This is a genomic window from Shewanella sp. NIFS-20-20 (assembly GCF_019209865.1).
Lineage (GTDB): Bacteria > Pseudomonadota > Gammaproteobacteria > Enterobacterales > Shewanellaceae > Shewanella.
This window is the reverse complement of record NZ_JAHUTT010000039.1, coordinates 1-21,534: the sequence shown is the minus strand read 5'-3', so window position 1 is coordinate 21,534 and position 21,534 is coordinate 1. Positions and strand designations below refer to the sequence as shown.

Below are 21,534 nucleotides of genomic sequence, written 5' to 3'. Positions count from 1 at the left end.
GTTGTGTGTGAGCTCGCGCTGGCTTTACTTGGTGTTTAAGCAAGTAAAGCTTTTTGGGATAGAGCGAGTGCGAAAGCTGAGAATTTCAGATTGTAATAACCTCAATAGGCCAATAGCAGATTGATCTTGCTGTTTTTGCATTAAGTGTAATTGACTCTGTACCTGTTGCTGGTGGCGCGCAATATAGCCATAAAATAGCCGAGATTGGCTTAACAGTGCCAGACGTTTTTCGGCTTTGGTTATCATGGCCAAGGTCAGCTGTAACTCTCGCTGACCTTCGGCATTGGCCAGTTCATCGGCTTTGGCGACTAAGCGAGTTAACATCCGCAACATTAAATTACTGCTAACGCTGCACACTAAAATGGTCTCGGTAATTTGGCTGTTGCGCCTTGGCTCCGCGAGGTAACCCTGCCACAGATCAAACAGATTAATGTCGTTAACGACACATAAGGCTAAGCTCGCTTGTAGCTGGCGCGCGCTGTCCTCCCGAATGGATGGAGGCTGATCCGTTAGCCGTTGCAGTGTTGCCAATAGTTGCTGATACCCCACGAGGGTTTGATGTAATTGCTTGGGCACACTTTTTTTATGCCAACCAGGTGAGATCAGAATGACCCACACCACAGGTAATAAAATGCCAAGTAGGGTGTTTTCTAAGCGTGGCAACAAAATCATATTGCCCTCGCCATTGAGCGAGAAGCCGCAAAATACAAACAAGGTTACGCAGCATACAGCGATGGCATAATGGCGTGCAGAGGTGTGAAAAAAGACCGTGGCAGCGAGGCAAAATATCCAAGGTAACACCCATATGGGGGTTTGCCATTTCAGCATGAATGCCACCAACAACAACCCCGCCAAGGTCCCCGCTAAGCGGTCAACAAAACGTCGCCAGGTCATGGCAACGTTGGGTTTGAGGACCAGTAAACTCGTCATTAGCGTCCAAAAGCCAAATTCTAATCCAAAGCTTCGCACCAACATGAGCCCCGATGCCAAGCACAATGCGCCGCGAATAGCGTGGCGAAACACATTGGATTGCCAATGACATTGATGGCGGATAGTTTGCCAAAATGCCAGTGGCTCGCTGGAGGCGGTTGGTGGCTCCAGTGTCATAGGTTGCGGGGGCGGGAGCTGCGCAGCTTCGCGATGTTTTAGGGCGTCAATAATTAAGGTCAGTTGTTCAATAAAAGCCGAGGCTAAGGCCTGTTCTCTATCGGGTTCTATTGCGCTTGGCCATTGATGTAATGCGGCTATATCGATTTGTTCTAGTTCAGATTTATCGGCACCTGCGCCCAAGCTAATGTAATGCGCTAAGGCGTTACAGGCCGCACTCATGCGGGCAAGTTGCGTCGGGAATTGCTGCTGAAATTCGCCACTCGGGCTAAACTGCAGCAGTCGACTTTGTTCTGCCAAGGTGGCGGCTAAACCCAGTTGATTTTGCAATTGAGTCAGTGGCAGGCTGACTTCACCGGCACTCATTTTTTGGTGTAGTCGTTGATTTAATTCGTTAAATGACTGCGAAAACGATGATCTGGCCTTGGCTGAGCGAATAAACACTTGATGATCATTTTGCGGTTGCTCTTGGAGTGGTAAGGCATGGGCATAGAATTTTTTACCCAGTTGTCGATACACGTCAAACAACAGATCGCGATCTTGCTGATAGGGAAAAATAGCGCTGGCAAGCCATTGCCATAAACCATACCACATCGCCCCCGCGGCTAACGCTGCCGGTATGTGCCAAATGACTTGGCTGGGCGAATATAAAATCATGGCATAGATCCCCAGTAAAATACTGGCAAATCCGAGGGCGCCGAGTCGCGGTGATATCACCGCTAGCATCAACAATAGAAAACTACTCACGGCTAAATAGAGGGTAAACCATCCCGAATGAGGGAATAACCAGGTGACGGCCAAAGCGGCGAAGAAAAAAATAATCACGGCTAAGCCAATATCGCGACGGCGATGACGCTTAAGGGTGGCAGTATCTGCCAAGCCACAGGCAATGGATCCTAAAGAGCAGGCGATGCCATAAGTCACATGGCCCAAATAAAAGAGTGGTAACGAACAAGTAATAAAGCTTAATGCAGCAATATTTGCTCGAATATTCATGCTATATCGCCATAAGGCTTGGTGCTTTAGTCGGCGCATATGAGGTCGCTACTTGCCATCAATACATCATCTCATTGATCGAATCTATTTACTGTAGCAGGTAACTTGCTGGCTGACTTAACTGAGTTGATTAATCAGTCTTAATCCTATGCGAGTGCTTGTTAGGGGTACACTCACAAGAAAAGAGCAAGGTCATCGATGGTAAGGGTGGCATCTTGACTATTCTTAGTGAATCACTCGCCAGGTCATTATTTCAGTGAGGTTAACGTGGCCACAGGAACAATCGATAATGGGAATAAATTTGGTTTGGCATCCATCATCTTGCTGGGAGTGAATGCCATTATCGGCTCTGGGATATTTTTACTGCCAGGGGATGCTTACCAAGCCTTAGGGCCTTCTGCCATTGGGGTGTTTTTATTATGCGCCTTATTGGTCATGTGTTTGGCGTTATGCTTTGCTGAGTTGGCGTCACGCACCAGTGAAAATGGCGCTTCGTATGTGTATGTTCAGGCCGCGTTTGGGGATTATGCCGGCTTTAATGTTGGGGTATTAACTTGGTTTGCATCAAGTTTAGGGATTGCGGGTGCGTTTGCGGCCTTGTTGACGGCGGCTGAAGCCATTGTGCCGCAATTGGCCAACCCTGCTGGCTATCATATTGTCGGTTGTAGCCTGATTATGCTTATGTTTTTTTTAGCATATTTGGGGATGAAAAGCTCAAGACGGGTATCCAACGTGTCTTCGATTGCCAAGCTCTCGGCCTTAGCACTCTTCATCATTTTGGGGATGTCGGCAGTGCAATTGAATCACTTTAACCCTTTTGTGCCGGCTGCTGTCGACAGCGGGCTTGCCTATGGCGATCGGTTAGGGGCGATATTCATTGTCTTGTTTTTTGCCTTTACCGGTTTTGAAACCTTGCCTATCGCGGCGGCACACATGCGTCACCCTAAGCGAAATTTGCCATTAGCACTATTGATAGTGGTCAGCATTTGTACCTTATTTTATTTGCTCATCATGTGGGTATGTATCGGAGTATTGGGCGCCAAGCTGGGTCATACTGGCGTGGCGGTTGCGAGTGCCAGTGAGCAGTTATGGGGCAACAAGGGGTTATGGTTTATCAGTATCGCCACGGTTATATCTATCTTTGGCGTCGCGTTTACCGGAGTATTTAATGCGCCGGTGTTGTTGGCGGCGTTAGCCACCAAGGGCTTTGTGCCTAAAGGCTTGGCCCGGGTTAATGGCCGCGGCAGTTATGGCAGAGCCATAGTACTCACGGCCATGTTGGTGATGGTCGCTTTCTTGAGTGGGAGCTTTTTGGTGTTAGCCTCTCTCATGACGGTGGCGGTGTTTTTGCAATATATTCCGGTGGCATTAGCGGTGCTAAAATTGCGACGGACCCAAGGAGGGCGAGCCCCATTTCAGGTCCCATTTGGGCCGATGATCCCATGTTTTGCGGTTATCTTTGCCGTTACTATGGTGGTGATGGCTGGCACTAAAATCATACTATTTGGGTTGGGCAGTTGGTTGGGGGCCAGTGCGTTATATGGGATGCATCGATATTGGCTGACCAGAGTGCATGCCGGCGACAACAATTAAGCGATGACGACTCAGTTGCCATCATTTGATCTTTACGCTTACACTGTTGGCTATAACAAATAAATAACATAATAAGTGTGGCCAATGACCCTTGTTACTCGATGGACACAACAAGCCCTCAAGTGGTGTAAATTTGATTTCTGGCAGGACCTCAATCACGCGTTAATGGCACGCTGGCAAGCCTTATCTGGGGCAGGTCAAAGCTATTTTATTGCCATTGCCTTGTTGTTATTGGGCTGGGTAGGTTGGGCGGCGTTACTCATAGTCATCGGCTTAATTATTGAAAGTTGGCCGATTTTCACTCGGATGTGGCACTCGTTAGGCGGTAAAGCCATTATCTTGTTGTTTTATGCCATCATCGCTAATTTTGCTTTGGCTCATACCGCGGCGGTGGTTAATGAAGTGGTTGGCGTTTCCGCCGCGTATCTCGATTACACTCATAATTTTGCGTTGTTGCTGTATTTGCCCGGCTGGTTTGTCTTTATCAGTCTGTTGGCGCTGCTGGCATTAGCCATTATCGCTCCGTGTTATATGGTCATCGTCTTTTTGTTACGCCATTTAGGAATGTTCAATCGCCTCGAATTTGTCCATAAAAAATTTGCGATTCGCAAAGCCTTGCTCAGAGCCTTCTTGGCCTTGGTATTACTCTATGAAGTCTCGGATGTTATTAATTTCGAGCGTGCGATGGGTCTTGATTCGGAGTTTGACCTAGGCAATACGGTTAACGATAACCACGATGCAGCGCCTTTGTTATCAAAGGCAACGGAGGCGCTTGGCGTCACAACAGCCGCGACGATCCCCGATACAGTGGCCGATAGTCAGGCTGATACGGCAGCAATCATTGCCTCTAAGAGCGAGTCGGCATCGCAGCTAGACACGACACCAGTCAGTCCATCATCGATCGCCACTCCAGTGTCTGCCGATAATGATGACTATATTGATGACGATTATCATCAATTAATCCGTGAATGGTTAGCCTGGTTTTCTTATGCCTATGACGCCGATAGTCGCAGCCGGTGCACCAAAAGCGAGCAGACCAATGTGGTCGATCTTAATGCCTTTGAAATACTGACCATCACCCCAGATAGTCAGGCTCAATATGGTTACCGCTATGGGGTGGAAGTGTGTCACTCGCCGGCATTTCCCTTGGCGGTTACCGTACAATAATACTGATTTCACCAAGAACGGCTCAGGAGTATGATGCCTGCGGTTACTCTTGATGGAGCCTATAATGAAAAAACGTTGGTTGCTGATCTTGTTATTAAGTGTCAACAAGGTACATGCAGATGAATTTAAAGACTTAAGTGAATCAACACAGCAGACATTAAGTCAATGGCAGTCAGACATCGTTGCTTGGCATGATACGGGAGCCGATGTTTCCCTGAGCGAGTTGGCGCACTTCACCCTAAGTGATGATATTGACGCCTTGATGGAGCGCATCGAGGAAGCGTTTGATGGCGATGAATTAGCGGCGTGGTTTGAGTGTGCCAGCGATGATGCTGTGGCTTGGTTGGAGGCATTCGAAGCGGCACTTGACGATTGAGGGGGCCTATCTGGCGAGTAAACCTGTAGAACATGGCCGTTTTCAACGCGCATTCAGGATCCTAAAACAGGGCTTTTGGCTCCTTTTTTGGGGCTGGATAGGCTTGACCATCGCCTTAGTTCTGACGATTAAGTATCTGGATCCGCCAAGCTGGAGTTGGCGGTTGCAGCAGCAGGGGCTCGACGCGCCGCCTCATACTTGGGTTCCTCTGAGTGACATGAGTCACTCTATGCAGTTGGCTGTGATTGCCGCTGAAGATCAAACCTTTGCCACCAATAATGGTTTCGATATTAAGGCCATTATTGCGGCCTTTGAGCATAATGAGCACAGCCAGCAAATTCGTGGGGGCAGTACCATTACTCAGCAACTGGCTAAAAATTTGTTTTTATGGCCGGCCCGAAGCTACTTTCGCAAGGCACTTGGCGCTTGGTTCACTTGGTGGATAGATACCTTGCTGCCAAAAACTCGGGTGCTTGAACTCTATTTGAATATTATTCAGCTGGGGCCGCACACTTATGGTGTCGCCGATGCGGCTGCGCAATATTTTTCAACATCAGCATTGATGCTCAATGATTATCAGGCGTCATTGTTAGCCGCGATATTGCCCAATCCAGTGGTGTATAAAGTGCAACCTCCCTCAGCTTATGTGGTGCGGCGTTCCGCTTGGATCCGTCAGCAAATGCGTCAATTGGGACCGGGAGTACTGCAACAGGTTTATGACCCCGCCTTGGATTGAGGTACTCGTCCATAGTGCTCAATAAAGATTGGACGGGTGAACCACAGATGAACTTCCTTTTACTCAACCCCTCAATGTGTCGGTGCCACTTTGGTCACTCACACCAGCTTGATGGCAGCTAAGCTGCATTAAGCCGGACTTATTGCCTCCGTGAGGAGATGAGTCAGGCAAAGCCTGCGTTAGCCGCCGGCGAGCTTGAGATTAATTTTCGCGGCAGCGGCTTTACCTTGCTTGAGGGAGGGCGTAATCTTTTGGGCGTTGATAGATTGGTTAAGCTTTTGATTTGAATGGTTAAGTTGTATTTTTGTTACTAAAGCTATTTTGATCCCCCTTGCTCACTAGGAGTCATCACTGTGATTAGACATCAGGTGTTACGCCATAGCCATCGGCACGTCTTATGTCGTCGCAGGCGTCGTCGCCAAGTGAACTTGCGACACTGCTGGCATGCCTATCACCAGCGCGTCGACAAGATGATAGCCCTAGGTGATATGTGCCCACTGTGCGCCGTTAATGACGTGCAAGCACAAACGTTAGGGCTCAGGTTAAGCGAGAGTCAACAGCACGGCTAATTTGTTGAACATCATGATTACCTACTTTTATGGCACTTTTTGTCATCTCAAACCTTGTATATTTACCCAAGTTTGCCGCTGATCTCAGCGGCTTTTTTTATTTATGGCTGGCTTGAAAAGCGCGAACCGAACTGAGCTTGGCCTGGGCGAGCGCTAAAATATGCAGCTCATCATTGGCATCGAGACTGGTACCTGATAATAAACTCATGGCCTCCATGACATTGCTCACACTCCAAATATGAAAACGGCCTGCCGCTATTTCATCGACAATATCTTGCCTGAGCATGAGGTTGGCAATATTAGTATGAGGGATGATCACTCCCTGTTGTTCATTGCGGCCTTTTAATTGACAAACATCGAAGAAACCTTCGATTTTCTCGTTCACGCCGCCGATAGGCTGGGACTCACCGAATTGATCCATCGAGCCAGTAATGGCCAGATGTTGAAATATAGGGCGTTCACTGATGGCCGATAAAATGGCACAGCATTCAGCCATCGACGCACTATCGCCATCAATGCCGCCATAGGATTGTTCAAAGGTCATGTGACAATTGATGGGAAGACGTTGCTCTTTGGCCAACATAGTATTGAGATACGCGCTAAGAATGTACACCCCTTTAGAGTGGATGCTCCCACTGAGTTTGACCTTGTTTTCAATATCGAGGATTTCCCCTTTGCCGCAAGCAGTGGTGGCAGTGATACGGTTAGGCACGCCAAATTCATGATCGCCACTGGATAACACCGACAAGGCATTGACTTGACCAACCTTAGTGCCGCTGACTTGAATTAACGTGGTGCCATCTTTAAAGGATTCCATTATATGGCTTTGCATTCGTGACACTCGGTGATCGCGGGCGCTAATGGCTTGGGCGATATGTTCGCTTTCGATCATCTCGGCCGCAGCCGATTGGGCAAAATAATTGGCTTCGCGTAATAAATTGGCGGCTTCTACCGAGTAAAGAGAAATTTTGTCTTGGTGGCCGGCGCGCCGACTACTGAATTCGACGACTCGCTCCATAGCGTTGAGGGAGCATGGCAGCATTTGATTTTCTTGCACTATCGAGGCAATAAACTTGGCATACTGGCTTTCGGAGTTTTCTGTTCGCTCCATGCTGTGCTCAAAATCGGCAGTGACCCGAAATAACTCGGAAAAATCAGGATCGTAATGCTGTAATAATTGGTAGGTTTGTCGATCGCCAAATAAGATAATTTTAACTTCTAATGGAATGGGTTCGGGGGCTAATGAAATGGCGCCTGATAAGCTCACTTCACGCTCGAGAGAACTTAAGTCCAGTTGTTTCGAGCGTAAGGCACGCTTTAAGCCATCCCAGACATAAGGGCGTTCGAGCACTTTGGCCGCATCCATCAATAACACACCCCCATTGGCTTTATGTAAACTGCCGGGGCGGATCAATGAAAAGTCGGTAAACACAGTGCCTTTAAAACTGGCATTTTCAATATAACCAAACAGGCTATGGTAACTAGGGTTGTCTTCGACTATCACAGGTAATGTTTGATCGGCATGGCTAGAGACCAGCACATTGACTTGATAGCGGCGCGGTAATTTTTTCTCTAACGAGGCAATGGCTAACGAGGCTTCCTCTTCACTGGCATCCAGAAATAAATCTAAATTTTCTAGAATATCCTTGCCTAAGGCGGTGATAAATTGATGCACTGCCTCTTGATCACGATAGCGTTTTTTTAATGGCCGCAAGTAGTGACTTAGCACACCTTTGGCTACTTGATCATCATGCTCTTTTTGTTTGTCACTAAACTCATCTTCCCACTCGGTTAGGGTGCGGATCACGCGTCGGAGTTTCTTCTCTAAAAACTGGATATCTTGTTCAAACCTCACTTGGTCTGACTCACTTAGAGCATCATAACTTTCTTCGGTATGCGCCTCTTCTTCATTTTGCATCGCGGTTAATTGGTAATCGCCAAGGGTACTGATAGTGAGCGCAATATGACGTTGACTGGCGGCATCACTAAGCTCTTGCATCAAGGTTTCTTGCTGCAAACTCAGCTGATTTTTCAATTGATCGGCGCGGCTATGGTACATGTCGTTATCAAAGGCTAGTGGCAGCGCTTTGACTAACTTATTGAGTAAGGACTCAATGGCTTTTTTAAATTGCTTGGCACTGCCTTGGGGTAATTTTAATACGCTCGGACATCGCTCTTCATCAAAGTTCTTGATATAGCACCAGTCATACAAGGGGTTAACCACAGAATTGTGGCTATTGAGATAACGCAAAATCATGGTGCGCTTACCTAAGCCATTTTCACCGATGGCGTAGATGTTATATCCCTTGTCTTTAATCGACATGGCAAATTCGAGCGCTTGGCGCGCTCGTTGCTGTCCCAAGATTTCGTCAATCGGTGCAAAATCATGGCTTGAAAGAATATCTTCAGTGGGCTGTGCCAGTCGAGTCTGGCGGTATACTTGCTTGCTATCCAGTGAATGTATCGCCATGGCATATCCTTATATGTGCAAGAACCTTAATAACGACAATAAGATAGCTTGTAGCGTAAGGCAAAGAATAAATGAGAATTACGGCGATTTATGTTGCTAAATTGTTGTTAGGCACTGAATTTCATCGTGGCCGTAAATTGATGTTTCAGTTGCTTGAGCGCCAATTTACCCACCGATGCCCCGTGTTGATAATCGCGTTCTAATTGCGGTAAGTGACTGCCAATCAAGCTCGACTCTAGCGCCTTGGTGGGGAAAATTTGGATGATCTCGGCATCATGCGGTTTATGGTTAATAAACTCTAATTCGCTGCGATAATTTTGCTCATGCAGATCCAATAAATCGATGGGCGCAGGGCATGAACCATGTTGGCAGAACCATTCTTTTAAGTGATGTAATGCCGGTAAGTGCGCTTGATATTGCGCATGGGTGGAGCGGATCACCACGATTTTACGTGCGCCTAATTCATATGCCTTTTTTACTGGCAGCGGCGCCGCAACCCCACCATCAAAATACTTACGCCCACTGAGCATGGCATCATGGCTGTAAAGAAATGGCAGGGCGCTACTGGCTTTAAGGATATCGAACCAATTATGGATTTGAGGTTGATGGTATTCGGCGATTAACCCCGTGGCGCGGGTGGCGGTAAATAGCACGTGCCTATCGAGGCTATTGCGGCTGGCTTGTTGGAGATCGAGTCCCATGCCTTTTTGCTTGGTCTGGGCAAAATACCAATCTAAATCCAGCATGCTTTTGCCGATTAAGCGGCGGCTCACATTGAAAAAGTGTTTATCCCGAGACAAGATCTGAATGCATTGTTTGGCATAGCCATGCTGACCAGCGAGATAGGCACTAATATTTTGCGCCCCAGCGGAGGTGCCAATCAATAACTGAAATGGGTTAAAGTTCGCCTTTAACCAGCTGTCGAGAATGCCCGCCCCAAAAATCCCTCTTTGCCCACCTCCTTCAACAATCAAGGCACTCCCAGCAACAATGTGCTCTTGGGTAAGTGATTGCATAAGTTTTGTATAGTGGTGATGTGTATCATTGATAACCGAAATACCAGTATTATCGAGCTTAGGTAAAAATGCCATCGAGGAAGTGATTTACTTTTTTGAGGTATTGTAATGTACTGCTGCGCTGCATATTTGACTAATTAATCGCTGTTAATCTCACCAATTTGAGGTGGGCATAATAGGCAACTTGGAAGCTAAAAGGATGAAAAAATGAATGTATTGATCGTATGTTTATTGCTGGCAATGGTGTTGCCTTACTTAGCGAAGGCCCCAGTAGCTTGGGCAATGGCTAAAGATGGCGGCTATGATAATGCGCATCCGCGGGCGCAGCAGGCAAGATTAACTGGATTTGGCGCTCGAGCGGTGGCAGCACATCAGAATGCCTTTGAATCGTTACTGCTATTTGCGCCAGCCGTGTTACTGGTCATAGCCACAGGCTCGATTAATCAAGTTGCTGAAATCGCTGCTGTTGTTCATATTTTAGCTAGGGTAAGTTATCAAGTGTTCTATCTGACCAATTGGGATAAGCTGCGCAGCACGAGTTGGTTTGTGGCGATCATTGCGACCTTCTGGCTATTTACCCAAGCCATATGACCCTTTTGGTGATATGCCCCACAAACCTGTGGGCAGGCCATGACAATTGTTAGTGCTCAAGCTAGGCTCGCATCACTTTTAGAGGGAATGTGACCATGACGTCATTGTTATTGATTCGAAATGCTAACGTGTATAGCCCTGAGCCTGTGGGCGTAATAGATATCCTTATTGGCGGCGGCAAGATTTTAGCCATGGGCCGCGATATTGCGATTGCCGGCCAAGTACACCAAACCTTAAATGCCGAAGGCATGTTGGTGATCCCGGGCTTAGTTGACCCCTTAGTGCATATTACCGGCGGCGGTGGAGAAGGCGGTTTTCACACTCGCACCCGCGCGATGGAGTTAACCGATGCGAGCCGATTTGGGGTGACGACCTTAGTGGCTGCGTTAGGTACTGATGCGGTGAGCCGCAGCTTAGAAGATTTGCTGGCTAAGGCTAAAGGTCTAACGTATGACGGCTTAAATGTCTTTTGTTATACCGGCTCGTATGCATACCCAGTGGTGACCTTAACCGGCACGATTACGCGAGATTTAATGTTGATTGATCAGGTGATCGGCATCGGTGAAATTGCTATTAGCGATCATCGCGGTTCGCAGCTTACGGTGAATGAGCTGGCGAGGGTGGCCGCCGAGGCAAGGGTCGGTGGCATGCTATCTCAAAAGGCCGGCACGGTGTTTGTTCATGTCGGCGATGGTCGTGCGGGCATAGCACCGCTCCATCACGTGGCCGCGCAAACGGATATTCCCATCACGCAATTTTATCCGACCCATATGAATCGAAGTCAGGCGTTGTTAGAACAAGGATTTAATTTTGCAAAGGCAGGCGGTGTGATTGATTTTACGGCATCGACCAATCAAGCCTGTCTGGATAGTGGTGAAGTGGCGGTGGTTGATGCGGTTATGCAAGCCTTACACGCCGGGGTAGGTATTGAGCACATGAGTGTGAGCTCTGATGGCCATGCTAGCTTACCTATCTTCAATGAGCGCGGTGAGTTAACCGGATTAGAAATGGGGCGTATCGCCAGCCTTTATGAAGCGTTTTGTGATTTGGTGGCGGCAAAATTGCCATTAACCGATGCCATTAAGCTGGTCAGTACCAATGCGGCGCGCAATTTAAAGCTTTCGAACAAGGGATACCTTGGGGTGGGTCAGGATGCTGATCTGGTATTGATGAGCCCAGATTTAGCCATTGATAGTGTCTGGAGCCGCGGTCAAGCGCTGATGCGTGATGGCCAACCGAGTCGCTATGGTCAATTTGAAATGCGCTGATTACTTCGCAATAATGTAATCCTAAAGTATTAATTTCCCACCTGCGACTCAATCCTATGGGCTAAATTATAGAGTTGCAGGTGACTTATCCCAAAGAATGCTGATAACCTCCAGTAAACAATTTGTTAACTTGTGGGTGTTTTTGGTGTCATTCCAGCTCTACTTCGCTAACTCACTTAAATTTCTGCTCGTGATTTGCTTGGCGCTGTGCCTGTTTGGTACGCCAAGTAAAGCAAATGATGACATTGAAATCAGTGGCTTAGTTATTGATAGAACCCTAACCCGTTTTGGTAAGGATTTCTCTTTTTACTATTCGGGCTATTGGCGTGATTTACCCTTCACTCAAGGTTTCAATGTCACATTAACTGAAACCGTCTTCCCCCAAGCCGGTACCAAGTTAATGTTGGATGTTAATGGCACGGTGATCTATGTGACCTATTTTGGTCGCCGGGCGAGCCCCATCAAAGAAAAAGCCGAACAAGCCTTACTCCTGACCATAGATTACATTGCTCAAGTGCGGGCTAACGCCCTATCCGATGTCGTTGAATAAGATAATGCTGGATTTTAGGATGATAATAATGAAAAAAATTACATTGATAGCCAGTCTAGTATGTCTGTCTGCCCCTCTGGCGGCAACAGAACTGGTGTATACCCCCATTAACCCCAGTTTTGGTGGGAGTCCGCTCAATGGCAGCTTTTTGCTGAATAAGGCCAACGCCCAAAATGACCACAGCTCCGAATCAAGTGAAAAGGATTTCGTGACCCGCTTTAAAGAATCCTTGGAACGTAACATCATTAATAGCATTACCCGCCGAGTCGCGGACGGTGACATTACTGAAGGTACCTATGATACTGGTGATTATCGCATCGAAGTGGCCGCGACTGGCTCTGGTGTTCGACTGACCATCACCAACAATCTAACCGGTGAAGTCACCGTCATCGAATTACCAACGTATGGGGGTTAATATGAAACGACTGCTGTTATTGACATTACCTGTCTTACTTTTAAGTGGTTGTGGTTTAGTGCCCAAACCCGATTTCAGCTCAACCGATGCCGAAGTAAACCGCATCAGTGAAACCATGCAGACCTTACAACAGTCACCAGGGCCAAAATTTCCTATCCCTGTTGCCGTGTATTCGTTTCGCGATCAAACCGGCCAATACAAGCCTCAGGCCAACGTCAGCTCATTTTCGACGGCAGTGACTCAAGGAGCTACCTCGATGTTAATCCAAACCTTACTCGAGTCTGGCTGGTTTACTCCAGTGGAGCGAGAAGGGCTGCAAAATCTTCTGACGGAACGAAAAATTTCGAATCGCCAAAATGGTAAAGATGAGGCACCAAACCTCTCTACCGCGAGATTATTACTCGAAGGCGGCATTATTAGCTATGAAACCAATGTGAGCACCGGCGGGGCTGGGGTGGAATATTATGGCATTGGTGCGTCTGAGTTGTATCGCGAAGATCAAGTGACCATATATCTCCGGGCGGTGGATGTCCACACGGGTAAAGTGATGATGTCAGTATCGACCACCAAACGAGTATTCTCTCAAGAGATGCGGGCAGGCTTGTTTCGATACACTAGCTTAAATCGCTTGGCTGAAGCCGAAATTGGTTTTAGTACCAATGAGCCGGTGCAGTTTTGTGTATTAGCCGCCATTGAGTTAGCGGTGGCCGAAATGGTAGAAAAAGGGATCAATCAAGGCTATTGGGCGCCAGCAGGGATTGACGCCGATAAGCCGGTTTAGTTAATTAGCCTGCGGCAATGGATTGCCAAAATATGGCCTCACTCGCGGCGCGATACTGAGGCTGCTGCCAGTCCTGCGGATGTTCGATAAAATAGCGGGTGGCCGCAATGTATTGGCCATGACAATGCTCCAACAATATGGGCAGAGGGTGCATGGCTATCTGCCCCTGCGCTTGCCCAGCCTCTAGCAACTCACTCATAAAGCCTAAAGTGTCGTGCATGACATTGTGACGTACCGATAACGCCAAGGCTGGTGACATCGAATAACATTGCAAGAACAGTTGCTTATCTGACTGAGTCAATGCCCATTCGATGGCGGCTAACCACAAATGTTTGGCTTGTTGTTCAATCGACATCTCAGGCTTAATGGCTGAGGTCATTGCCGTCGCAAATTCTTGTTTAATGGTAATAAACAAATGCTCGAGTAAGGCATTTTTATTGGGAAAATGATGAAATAACGTGCCAGTCGCCACGCCTGCTGCGCGCGCGATACTGGCCGTTGATGTTGCCTGGAACCCTTGCTCCACAAACAAGCCAAGTGCACTATCAACAATGGCTTGTTTTTTGGTGAGTTCAGTGGTCGCCGTCATATGATTATCTCAAAAAGAACTTGAGCAGAAGTTTTTGGATCCACTGGCCATACGGCGGATGGATAAGCTTACCTGTGTTAAGTTTGCCACGCTGTAACACGGTTTTAGCATGACTAAAGCGTAAAAACCCTTCGTGACCATGATAATGACCCATTCCTGAAGGGCCGATACCACCAAACGGGGCATCATCGGCGGCCACATGAAAGACGGTTTCATTGATGCATACCCCACCTGAATGGGTTTGCGTTAACACCCGCTGTTGCGTCGCACTATCGAAACTCATTAAATACAAGGCTAACGGTCTGGGGCGGTTATTGACATAGTCGATGGCCTGGGTCAAATCGTCATAACCAATAATGGGGAGTAGGGGGCCAAAGATTTCATCTTGCATGATTTCCATGTCGTCGCTGACATTGAGTACCAACTGCGTCGCTAGTTTACGTGAGTTGATATCGATGCTTTCGCCCGAGGCGCTGATCACTTGGGCTCCTTGCGCTTTGGCATTGTCAATTAAGCCTAAGAGCCTAGAGAACTGGCGGTCATTGATGACATTGCCATAATCTGGATTATTAGCCACTTGGCCATACATGCGACAGAAGGTTTGCTGGTAAGCACTGACGAAGGCTTGCACCTTGCTACTTGGGCAAAGAATGTAGTCTGGCGACACACAAATTTGGCCAGCATTCAGACATTTGCCATATATTAACCGTTCTACTGCGGTGTTGATGTCCATATCATCGGCGATGATCACCGGCGATTTTCCGCCTAATTCTAACGTCACTGGGGTCAGATTTTCACTGGCGGCACGCATCACATAGCGACCAACCGTGGTGGAGCCGGTGAAGAGCAAATGATCAAACGCCAAGCTCGAAAAATAGCTGGCGACCTCGGCCTCTCCTTCGACGACAGCCACATGATCTGGCTTGAAACAGTCGCTAATTATTTGCTTTAGCACCTGATTGGTTGCCGGGGTAAATTCAGATAATTTCATCATGCTGCGATTGCCCGCAGCCAATAATAAAGCCAATGGGCCGAGCGATAGCATCACGGGGAAGTTCCAAGGCACGATCACGCCAACGACCCCTAGTGGCTGGTAATGCACTGTGACCGATGCGGGTGCCAGTAGCAAGCCGGCATGGCGACGGCTGGGTTTCATCCACTTAGCTAACCGCTTGAGACAGTAATTAATATTGTTAATGACCGGCAAGATATCGGAGATCAGCGTATCGTCTTTACTGCGATGACCATAGTCTTGGCACAAGGCGTCAGCCAAGGCATCTTGATGATGTAATAACGCGGACTTTAACCGTTTAAGATCGCTGCGACGTTGAGCGATAGTCGGCATGGGCTGTTGATTATAAGCCAATTTCTGCGCTTGAAATTGGGTTGAAAGCTGTTGTTCTATTGTGGGTAGCGTTGTCATCATTATTTCCCTTCAGCGGCGATTGTCGCGGCTATGGATGGCTTACTTATTGGCTATTTCAATCAAACAAACCGACTAATCAGTCGGTTCAGGCTAGCGCCTTTTTGCTGGTTTAGCAAGCAGTGGGTTTTGTGAGCCGTGCGGTTAAGGGCGTGCCGTGTGTGGCGAGATGCTAGGCGCGCGGGCCATGAAAGCCGTGGTAAACCGCGTCATTCTAAACCTTCACTCTTGACTGCGCTCTGGCTAATTAAGGCTCGCTTGGTTTGATTTTGGGGCTGCAAATCATCATGAGTTTGCCAAGGTATCTTTGGGGCACCGAGGCGTCATTGGCCGAGGCAGAGCGAGCCGCCTAATGTCGGCCGCACGATAGCCAGTCGTCAGATGAAAAATAGAAGGCATTAGCGGAGCTTAAGCGCAAATGAATAGAAAATCATGATCCCTGTACTAGTATTGGTTATACACTGATTTGACAAGATACATTGCTCGAGGAATACCCTATGCGCTCCCGTAAAATTCTATGGCCGACAGACTTTTCACCCACCGCTTCTCATGCGCTAGGTTATGCCATTGAAATGGCTAACCTCTATCAAGTGAGCTTACGTATTTTGCATGTGGTGCAGCAACTCAGTGGCGATGAAAACTTTCAAATTTTAGTGATTAGCCCTGAAGAATTGATGCAATCGATGGAGAAGGATGCGGCCGCCAAAATGAAATCGCTGTTAGATGGTCTCGATACCAATCTCACGCTGGAGTCCGTGGTGCGCCGCTGCGAAGAAAACAATATAGCTGAACAAATTGTCAAAGAAGCTGTCGATTGTGATTGTGGCATGATCGTCATGGCCAGTCATGGCCGCAGTGGTTTAGCGCATTTACTGCATGATAATGTCTCTGAAAAGGTGGCTAATAAAGCGCTTTGCCCGGTGCTGATTGTCAAATAACGCCCCATAAATCAGCGAACATGTTGGGCTCTTTATCAGCGCCAAGGCCAGTAAGCTGGCGGCGCGAATGGCCGCTTGTGATGGAGACAACTTTATGCCACAATTCTTGGCGATAACCCGTGGCGGCACTGACGGGTTTGCTTCGTATAACCCTGTTAATCCGGTACAGGGGTCTCTACCAGAATCCGTAAAATTCTGATTACGAAGAGTTAAGTGATTGATCGCTTTTCTCTTTGTCTGTCTGTTATCTGCTTATAATTAGACTTAGCGATCTTTCTCACCTGCAAATTTATTGTGAGAGTTAATGATGCAAGCCTTTGTTACTGGATTACCTAAAGTTGAATTACACCTGCATATTGAAGGCAGTTTAGAGCCTGAATTGATGTTTGAATTGGCCAAGCGCAATCAAGTGGCCATCCCATTTTCGAGCCCAGATGAAGTCAGAGCCGCTTATCAATTTACCAACCTGCAATCATTTCTGGATATCTACTACCAAGGCGCTAACGTGCTGCTGACCGAGCGCGATTTCTTCGATTTAACCTGGGCGTATATTGAACGCTGCGCGGCAGATAATGTACGCCATTGTGAAATCTTTTTTGACCCGCAAACCCACACTGACCGCGGTGTCGATTTTGCCACCGTGATTAATGGCATTAGCGCTGCGCTGACAAAGGCCGAGCACGAGTTGGCGATCACCAGCCAAATAATCATGTGTTTCTTACGTCATTTGGATGAAACGGCGGCCTTTGCCACCTTAGAAATGGCATTGCCTTTTAAAGATAAAATTATTGGGGTGGGCTTGGATTCATCTGAGCAAGGTAATCCCCCTGAGAAGTTCGCGCGGGTATTTGCCCATGCCAAGGCATTGGGTTTCTTAACCGTGGCGCATGCGGGTGAAGAAGGGCCGGCGCAAAACATTGTTGATGCCATCGACATGTTACAGGTGAGCCGTGTGGATCATGGGGTCAGTTGCGTGCAAGACCCAGCATTGGTAGCAAGTTTAGCCGCCTCAAGAATGCCCTTAACGGTTTGCCCCTTGTCTAACACTAAGCTCAAAGTCTTTGAGCACATGGCAGATCACAACATTATTGAGCTGTTGCGCCAAGGAGTGTGTGTCACCATTAACTCCGATGATCCAGCGTATTTTGGCGGCTATATGACGGCCAATTTTATGGCCGTAGCTCAAGCTTTAACGGTGTCGAACACTGAATTGGCGCAACTGAGTCTGAATGCGATTGAAGCGAGTTTTATTAGTCGTGAGCGCAAACTCGAACTCAGCCAAGAAGTGCTGAGTTACTTGCAGCAGGCTTAAGCATTAAAACCGACTCCCAGGCTGAGTTAAGAAGGCCTGCTCTTCGGGCGTCGATTGGCGCCCGAGTAACGCATTGCGGTGAGGATAGCGCCCAAACTCATCGATGATAGCTTTATGTCTTAATTCAAACTCAAGGTGAGAGGGACTGCATTGCTCAAATAATGGCACCGCTTGCTGGTGGATAAGGGCTGATTCACTGTGCATATAAGGCATATACATAAATGGACGTTCAATCTCGCTAAGCTTAGTGTCGTCATTGAGGTGAACGGCTTCTTGGGCCAAAATTAGGGCGATGCCATCGGCACTGAAAGCCTCGGAACGATCGCGATAGATGTTGCGAGAAAACTGATCTAACACAATAATCTCGGCCAAGCGTCCTTGGGCTGTTTGGCGCCAAAGCCAGCACTCTCCTTGGGTGGCCTTCGTTAATAGTGACGAAAATTGCTGCTCAATCCTAGCGTCAAGATCGGCATTTTTAGCAAACCAATCTTTTGGGGTTAATTGGCTAAACCAAAAGTCGAGTACCTGTTGATATTGCATCATATTCCTTAAATCCAGTTAGTAAAATCATTGGCGGTGGCCATCATCGCTTGGCGATAGATGTGCTCGGCATGTGCAACGGCAATGCATGGGATCCGAATCGTGCCACTGGCAAGCCCCAGCGTGACATGACAAAGCCGGCGTCGCCTGAGGCCCGGCGAGCTATGAAGGCTGACCGTTTGGAGTTTCCGATATTGAATGTAACACCATTGGTGCCCCAATGTGCCGGTGTGCAACCAAATCCCGCCGCGATTGATACGATACCCAAGCTGGCAATAATAGAGAACTAACAATAATGCGCTTATCAACGCCAGTACGACCAAGCCGATTTTAAGCCAGAGAAGATGGGTAATAAGACTAAAACATACGGGCAATAATGGCAGCCAGCTACGTTTAAGTAGCCATATCCAATGAACAGACCAGTAGCGCTTAGGTGGTAAGAGTTGATGAAGGGCGCTGGTGGCAAAACGGCCGGGATTAATGCTGGTTAAGATGGTGCTAAGCTCGTGGTTGCGGATACTTGGGATCAACATATTGCCTTGCTTATGTTGTTCTATTTCTTGCCCTTGAACTTGTTTCATTCTTAAGGTCCAGCGCCCGAAAATGCGGGCAATCCAAGGTTGCTCTAGTTGTAATAATTGGATGCGATTGGCGGCGAGAGCATCTTGTTGGTGAGAAATTACCCCGCCGGTACGGGTGATGGTGCGGCCATCAAACCGTAAGTGATAAGGATAATATTTCAAGATGGCTGAAATAACTGAGAGGAGGCTCAATAACAAAAATCCGGCCATAAGCAGGGTTAGGCCTAGTAGCAACTCCAGCATCAGGTCGCCATGGGTCCATTGACTGGCTTGGCCCCAAATGACTTGAAACCAAGCTTGCTGGGCGATGGCATCAAAATCAATTTGGCCGAGCAGCGGGCCTAAGATCAGAGCGAGCCATAATAAATTGTTTTGGTAGAGGCCGAATAAGGCTAAGTCATCGCCGTTTTTATGGATCCACACTGGCGCAGGTTGTGAAATCTCCCGCTCGCTTGGCGACTGAACGGGCGTTATCTGTGGCTGAGTGCTGAGTAAATCGGCCTGCAAATGCTTGGCAGCAGCGGCGCTGAGCGCTCTGAGCTGCACTTCATCTTGTTTGGAACCTGCCGTCTCGGCCACTAAAGTAAATAAATCAAGGGGTTTAAAATAAAAGGGCTGCTCAATCCTTACATTGAGTATTTTATCAAAGGGTATTTCATCCTTTTGGGTAAAAAGTAACCCTTGTACCACCACCAATTTATCGCGTTGCAATTGATAGCGAAATCTCAGCCAATAAACCAAGGCTGATAACAGCAGAATCGCCATGAGACTGCTAGCGCCGATAGTCAGCCACATGCTGTTGAAATCGACTTTCCAACTGGCATATACCAAGGGAATGAGGGCGTAGCCGTTGCTGATAAACCCCTTCAGACGCGCAAAAATATAACTGACTATTGCCCACGGAGATAGGCGCGTCATTACAGGTGTCTTGCTCGATTCCGGATTAGTCATGTTGGCTATCATCCGTGATCTTGGCGTCTGCTGGCGGCACGGCCAAAGATAATAAGCTTTGGCGTAACGCTTCGGCGGTTGCCAGAGGCAGACCCGGCAGGTAGATCTCAGCGCTGCCACTGCCAGCACTAAAGCATTTGATTTTGCATAATCCTAATCGGATTTCTAATGGATTTTGGCTCAGACTAACATGCTGTAAGCGACTCATGGGCATGGAAGTGATGCGTTGCCACCACAGCCCAGATTGCACTTGAATCGCGCAAGGGAAGACACAATAAAACACCCGCTTTGCTTGTTGAATTCTCAACCATAACAGACTACAACTCAGCACTAACCACAGACTCAGCAGCGATAAAATGAGCCATTTGGGGATAAAGAGTGTCAAGCTAACAAACACACTAACCGCGACTAAGGGAATAAGAATGATCAGCAAGGTTTCTATTAGCACTTGAAGTTGATATTTTGCATCGACACGACGGCGATTGACTGCGGTCAGTTGAGGCCAATCATCAGGCGCGAGAGGGATGCTTAACGCGGGAAAGTCTTGTCGCTGAATAAACTCAATCTCGGCCATGGTGATTAGTTCCTATTTGGACTGGATATAGGGCAGTTACTTTTGGACTATATCAGTCTGCACTAAAAAAAGGTTGCTAAATTGTAAAGGTTTATGGCTGGGGGTATGATAAGTCAAGAATTCATATGCTTAAGGAGCGCAGGTGCTGATGTCAAAATCGCAATTGGCGTTTAATCGTAAATTATATCTTGCTGGGTTGATTGCCAATGAACCGCAAAATTTGGTGAGTTTACAGGCCTGCACCAATATGCCGCGACGGACATTGCAAGATGCCCTCGTCGCCTGTAAAGATATCGGTATTGAGATTGAATTTATTCAGCAAGGCGAACGCCACAATGCCGGTTTTTATCGCCTCGAATCATGGGGACCGATTAATCCGCTGTGGGTCGAGGCGCATATGACTGAATTAGGCCGATCCTGCTGTGTAAGCGATAAAACCTAACCAACTGATGGCTAACAATAGCCAAGGCAGTCGACAACGGTGACTGGAGGCATTGGCTTGGATGGGTGTGTCCAGCGCAGCGCTAGTGTGGTCACTTTTCTGTTTTAGTTGTTTTTTCTTAGATTTGTCTCGCTCTCTAGCTTGAACTTTTTGTTGTTTCTTATAGATCGCAATGCCTTTTTCAATTCCTTGCGCGATAAGCTTGGTTTGTTCTTTAGTTTGTCCCAGTTTTTGAGTCGCCTTAGCAATCGTTAATGCTTGCTCACGGGATTCTTGTGAAATAGTCGTCTTCATTGACATGATCATTTGATAAGAATTTGCTAGCGAGTTTACCCTATTGCGGCGGGATTTGGGGTAGAATCCATGGCAAATATTGGTCACAAAGGAGTGATGTGTTTATGTCACAGCAACCAGATACACAGGGCGTTGTTGATCAAATAGTTCACGTAACGTACTGATCTAATGACACTTACTCTAATTACTCAACTCGGTAACTAACAGGCATACCTAGTCTTATGACTTTGTTCATTGCCTTGACGTTAGCTAACA

General features: G+C 47.6%; 22 protein-coding genes and 1 riboswitch. Of the genes, 13 read left to right on the top strand and 9 right to left on the bottom strand.

Features of this window, described 5'->3' with window-relative positions; translation table 11 throughout:
• Nucleotides 1-24: 24 nt before the first annotated feature.
• Nucleotides 25-2,103 carry an FUSC family membrane protein gene (locus KU855_RS12710; RefSeq protein WP_218530648.1) on the bottom strand — a complete coding sequence of 693 codons (2,079 nt, stop codon included), beginning with the start codon at nucleotides 2,101-2,103 and terminating at the stop codon, nucleotides 25-27.
• 267 nt (nucleotides 2,104-2,370) lie between these two features.
• Between KU855_RS12710 and KU855_RS12705 the strand changes: the two genes are divergently transcribed.
• The 5 genes from KU855_RS12705 (at nucleotide 2,371) to KU855_RS12685 (ending at nucleotide 6,544) form a co-directional block, all read left to right on the top strand.
• Nucleotides 2,371-3,696 (top strand): APC family permease, encoded by a 1,326-nt coding sequence (locus tag KU855_RS12705; RefSeq protein ID WP_218530647.1) that lies wholly within the window; start codon nucleotides 2,371-2,373, stop codon nucleotides 3,694-3,696.
• Between the two features lie 84 nt (nucleotides 3,697-3,780).
• A complete protein-coding gene (locus tag KU855_RS12700; RefSeq protein ID WP_218530646.1) occupies nucleotides 3,781-4,863 on the top strand; it encodes a hypothetical protein in 1,083 nt (360 codons plus the stop codon).
• Between the two features lie 64 nt (nucleotides 4,864-4,927).
• Nucleotides 4,928-5,239 carry a hypothetical protein gene (locus KU855_RS12695; RefSeq protein ID WP_218530645.1) on the top strand — a complete coding sequence of 104 codons (312 nt, stop codon included), beginning with the start codon at nucleotides 4,928-4,930 and terminating at the stop codon, nucleotides 5,237-5,239.
• Between the two features lie 103 nt (nucleotides 5,240-5,342).
• Entirely contained in the window at nucleotides 5,343-5,975 is a 633-nt protein-coding gene (gene mtgA / locus KU855_RS12690) for a monofunctional biosynthetic peptidoglycan transglycosylase (protein WP_218530644.1), read from the top strand.
• A 353-nt stretch (nucleotides 5,976-6,328) separates the two neighbouring features.
• Complete coding sequence (locus KU855_RS12685; protein WP_218530643.1) at nucleotides 6,329-6,544, top strand: hypothetical protein; 216 nt, start codon at nucleotides 6,329-6,331, stop codon at nucleotides 6,542-6,544.
• 97 nt (nucleotides 6,545-6,641) lie between these two features.
• On the opposite strand, the gene KU855_RS12680 is transcribed toward KU855_RS12685, so the two are convergent.
• Nucleotides 6,642-9,014 carry a Lon protease family protein gene (locus KU855_RS12680; RefSeq protein ID WP_218530642.1) on the bottom strand — a complete coding sequence of 791 codons (2,373 nt, stop codon included), beginning with the start codon at nucleotides 9,012-9,014 and terminating at the stop codon, nucleotides 6,642-6,644.
• Between the two features lie 107 nt (nucleotides 9,015-9,121).
• Nucleotides 9,122-10,030 carry a patatin family protein gene (locus KU855_RS12675; protein WP_218530641.1) on the bottom strand — a complete coding sequence of 303 codons (909 nt, stop codon included), beginning with the start codon at nucleotides 10,028-10,030 and terminating at the stop codon, nucleotides 9,122-9,124.
• Nucleotides 10,031-10,237: 207 nt separating this feature from the next.
• Here KU855_RS12675 and KU855_RS12670 point away from each other — a divergent pair, with 207 nt between their 5' ends.
• The 5 genes from KU855_RS12670 to KU855_RS12650 all read left to right on the top strand — a co-directional run bounded on the left by KU855_RS12670 (nucleotide 10,238) and on the right by KU855_RS12650 (nucleotide 13,635).
• On the top strand, nucleotides 10,238-10,621 hold the full coding sequence (locus KU855_RS12670; RefSeq protein ID WP_218530640.1) for an MAPEG family protein: 384 nt from the start codon (nucleotides 10,238-10,240) through the stop codon (nucleotides 10,619-10,621).
• A gap of 95 nt (nucleotides 10,622-10,716) precedes the next feature.
• Nucleotides 10,717-11,889 carry a beta-aspartyl-peptidase gene (gene iadA, locus KU855_RS12665; protein WP_218530639.1) on the top strand — a complete coding sequence of 391 codons (1,173 nt, stop codon included), beginning with the start codon at nucleotides 10,717-10,719 and terminating at the stop codon, nucleotides 11,887-11,889.
• 97 nt (nucleotides 11,890-11,986) lie between these two features.
• Entirely contained in the window at nucleotides 11,987-12,439 is a 453-nt protein-coding gene (locus KU855_RS12660) for a curli production assembly/transport protein CsgE (protein ID WP_218530638.1), read from the top strand.
• A gap of 28 nt (nucleotides 12,440-12,467) precedes the next feature.
• Nucleotides 12,468-12,854 (top strand): curli assembly protein CsgF, encoded by a 387-nt coding sequence (locus KU855_RS12655; protein WP_218530637.1) that lies wholly within the window; start codon nucleotides 12,468-12,470, stop codon nucleotides 12,852-12,854.
• 1 nt (nucleotide 12,855) lies between these two features.
• A complete protein-coding gene (locus tag KU855_RS12650) occupies nucleotides 12,856-13,635 on the top strand; it encodes a CsgG/HfaB family protein (RefSeq protein WP_218530636.1) in 780 nt (259 codons plus the stop codon).
• A 4-nt stretch (nucleotides 13,636-13,639) separates the two neighbouring features.
• Here the strand turns inward: KU855_RS12650 and KU855_RS12645 are convergent, their stop codons facing one another.
• Entirely contained in the window at nucleotides 13,640-14,224 is a 585-nt protein-coding gene (locus KU855_RS12645; RefSeq protein WP_218530635.1) for a TetR/AcrR family transcriptional regulator, read from the bottom strand.
• Between the two features lie 4 nt (nucleotides 14,225-14,228).
• Nucleotides 14,229-15,653, bottom strand: a complete 1,425-nt coding sequence (locus KU855_RS12640) for a coniferyl aldehyde dehydrogenase (RefSeq protein ID WP_371316359.1) — start codon at nucleotides 15,651-15,653, stop codon at nucleotides 14,229-14,231.
• A 491-nt stretch (nucleotides 15,654-16,144) separates the two neighbouring features.
• Here KU855_RS12640 and KU855_RS12635 point away from each other — a divergent pair, with 491 nt between their 5' ends.
• Together KU855_RS12635 and KU855_RS12630 are read left to right on the top strand one after the other, a co-directional pair.
• Nucleotides 16,145-16,585 carry a universal stress protein gene (locus KU855_RS12635; protein WP_218530633.1) on the top strand — a complete coding sequence of 147 codons (441 nt, stop codon included), beginning with the start codon at nucleotides 16,145-16,147 and terminating at the stop codon, nucleotides 16,583-16,585.
• 122 nt (nucleotides 16,586-16,707) lie between these two features.
• A riboswitch (purine riboswitch) is annotated at nucleotides 16,708-16,807 on the top strand.
• An 85-nt stretch (nucleotides 16,808-16,892) separates the two neighbouring features.
• Nucleotides 16,893-17,897, top strand: coding sequence for an adenosine deaminase (locus KU855_RS12630; protein ID WP_218530663.1), 1,005 nt, complete (start codon nucleotides 16,893-16,895; stop codon nucleotides 17,895-17,897).
• A gap of 3 nt (nucleotides 17,898-17,900) precedes the next feature.
• On the opposite strand, the gene KU855_RS12625 is transcribed toward KU855_RS12630, so the two are convergent.
• Genes KU855_RS12625 through KU855_RS12615 form a run of 3 tightly spaced genes read right to left on the bottom strand, consistent with a single transcriptional unit; the run spans nucleotide 17,901 to nucleotide 20,543 of the window.
• Nucleotides 17,901-18,440, bottom strand: coding sequence for a DUF924 family protein (locus KU855_RS12625; RefSeq protein ID WP_256261011.1), 540 nt, complete (start codon nucleotides 18,438-18,440; stop codon nucleotides 17,901-17,903).
• A gap of 5 nt (nucleotides 18,441-18,445) precedes the next feature.
• Nucleotides 18,446-19,969 carry a PH domain-containing protein gene (locus KU855_RS12620; RefSeq protein WP_218530632.1) on the bottom strand — a complete coding sequence of 508 codons (1,524 nt, stop codon included), beginning with the start codon at nucleotides 19,967-19,969 and terminating at the stop codon, nucleotides 18,446-18,448.
• Complete coding sequence (locus KU855_RS12615) at nucleotides 19,962-20,543, bottom strand: PH domain-containing protein (RefSeq protein ID WP_218530631.1); 582 nt, start codon at nucleotides 20,541-20,543, stop codon at nucleotides 19,962-19,964. The genes KU855_RS12620 and KU855_RS12615 overlap by 8 nt, the downstream gene beginning before the upstream one ends.
• Nucleotides 20,544-20,691: 148 nt before the next feature.
• Between KU855_RS12615 and KU855_RS12610 the strand changes: the two genes are divergently transcribed.
• Complete coding sequence (locus tag KU855_RS12610) at nucleotides 20,692-20,985, top strand: helix-turn-helix domain-containing protein (RefSeq protein ID WP_218530630.1); 294 nt, start codon at nucleotides 20,692-20,694, stop codon at nucleotides 20,983-20,985.
• On the opposite strand, the gene KU855_RS12605 is transcribed toward KU855_RS12610, so the two are convergent.
• On the bottom strand, nucleotides 20,950-21,279 hold the full coding sequence (locus KU855_RS12605) for a DUF2956 domain-containing protein (protein ID WP_218530629.1): 330 nt from the start codon (nucleotides 21,277-21,279) through the stop codon (nucleotides 20,950-20,952). The two genes, KU855_RS12610 and KU855_RS12605, sit on opposite strands and share 36 nt — an antisense overlap.
• Between the last annotated feature and the right edge of the window lie 255 nt (nucleotides 21,280-21,534).

What these genes read in the sequence shown, in the direction of transcription:
- KU855_RS12680 (WP_218530642.1), bottom strand. Translation starts at nt 9,014, where the DNA reads ATGGCGATACATTCACTGGATAGCAAGCAAGTATACCGCCAGACTCGA.
- KU855_RS12670 (WP_218530640.1), top strand. Translation starts at nt 10,238, where the DNA reads ATGAATGTATTGATCGTATGTTTATTGCTGGCAATGGTGTTGCCTTAC.
- KU855_RS12610 (WP_218530630.1), top strand. Translation starts at nt 20,692, where the DNA reads ATGTCAAAATCGCAATTGGCGTTTAATCGTAAATTATATCTTGCTGGG.
- KU855_RS12630 (WP_218530663.1), top strand. Translation starts at nt 16,893, where the DNA reads ATGCAAGCCTTTGTTACTGGATTACCTAAAGTTGAATTACACCTGCAT.
- KU855_RS12645 (WP_218530635.1), bottom strand. Translation starts at nt 14,224, where the DNA reads ATGACGGCGACCACTGAACTCACCAAAAAACAAGCCATTGTTGATAGT.
- KU855_RS12660 (WP_218530638.1), top strand. Translation starts at nt 11,987, where the DNA reads ATGCTGATAACCTCCAGTAAACAATTTGTTAACTTGTGGGTGTTTTTG.
- KU855_RS12655 (WP_218530637.1), top strand. Translation starts at nt 12,468, where the DNA reads ATGAAAAAAATTACATTGATAGCCAGTCTAGTATGTCTGTCTGCCCCT.
- KU855_RS12700 (WP_218530646.1), top strand. Translation starts at nt 3,781, where the DNA reads ATGACCCTTGTTACTCGATGGACACAACAAGCCCTCAAGTGGTGTAAA.
- KU855_RS12605 (WP_218530629.1), bottom strand. Translation starts at nt 21,279, where the DNA reads ATGAAGACGACTATTTCACAAGAATCCCGTGAGCAAGCATTAACGATT.
- KU855_RS12615 (WP_218530631.1), bottom strand. Translation starts at nt 20,543, where the DNA reads ATGGCCGAGATTGAGTTTATTCAGCGACAAGACTTTCCCGCGTTAAGC.
- iadA (WP_218530639.1), top strand. Translation starts at nt 10,717, where the DNA reads ATGACGTCATTGTTATTGATTCGAAATGCTAACGTGTATAGCCCTGAG.
- KU855_RS12625 (WP_256261011.1), bottom strand. Translation starts at nt 18,440, where the DNA reads ATGATGCAATATCAACAGGTACTCGACTTTTGGTTTAGCCAATTAACC.
- KU855_RS12620 (WP_218530632.1), bottom strand. Translation starts at nt 19,969, where the DNA reads ATGACTAATCCGGAATCGAGCAAGACACCTGTAATGACGCGCCTATCT.
- KU855_RS12675 (WP_218530641.1), bottom strand. Translation starts at nt 10,030, where the DNA reads ATGCAATCACTTACCCAAGAGCACATTGTTGCTGGGAGTGCCTTGATT.
- KU855_RS12635 (WP_218530633.1), top strand. Translation starts at nt 16,145, where the DNA reads ATGCGCTCCCGTAAAATTCTATGGCCGACAGACTTTTCACCCACCGCT.
- KU855_RS12710 (WP_218530648.1), bottom strand. Translation starts at nt 2,103, where the DNA reads ATGAATATTCGAGCAAATATTGCTGCATTAAGCTTTATTACTTGTTCG.
- KU855_RS12695 (WP_218530645.1), top strand. Translation starts at nt 4,928, where the DNA reads ATGAAAAAACGTTGGTTGCTGATCTTGTTATTAAGTGTCAACAAGGTA.
- KU855_RS12650 (WP_218530636.1), top strand. Translation starts at nt 12,856, where the DNA reads ATGAAACGACTGCTGTTATTGACATTACCTGTCTTACTTTTAAGTGGT.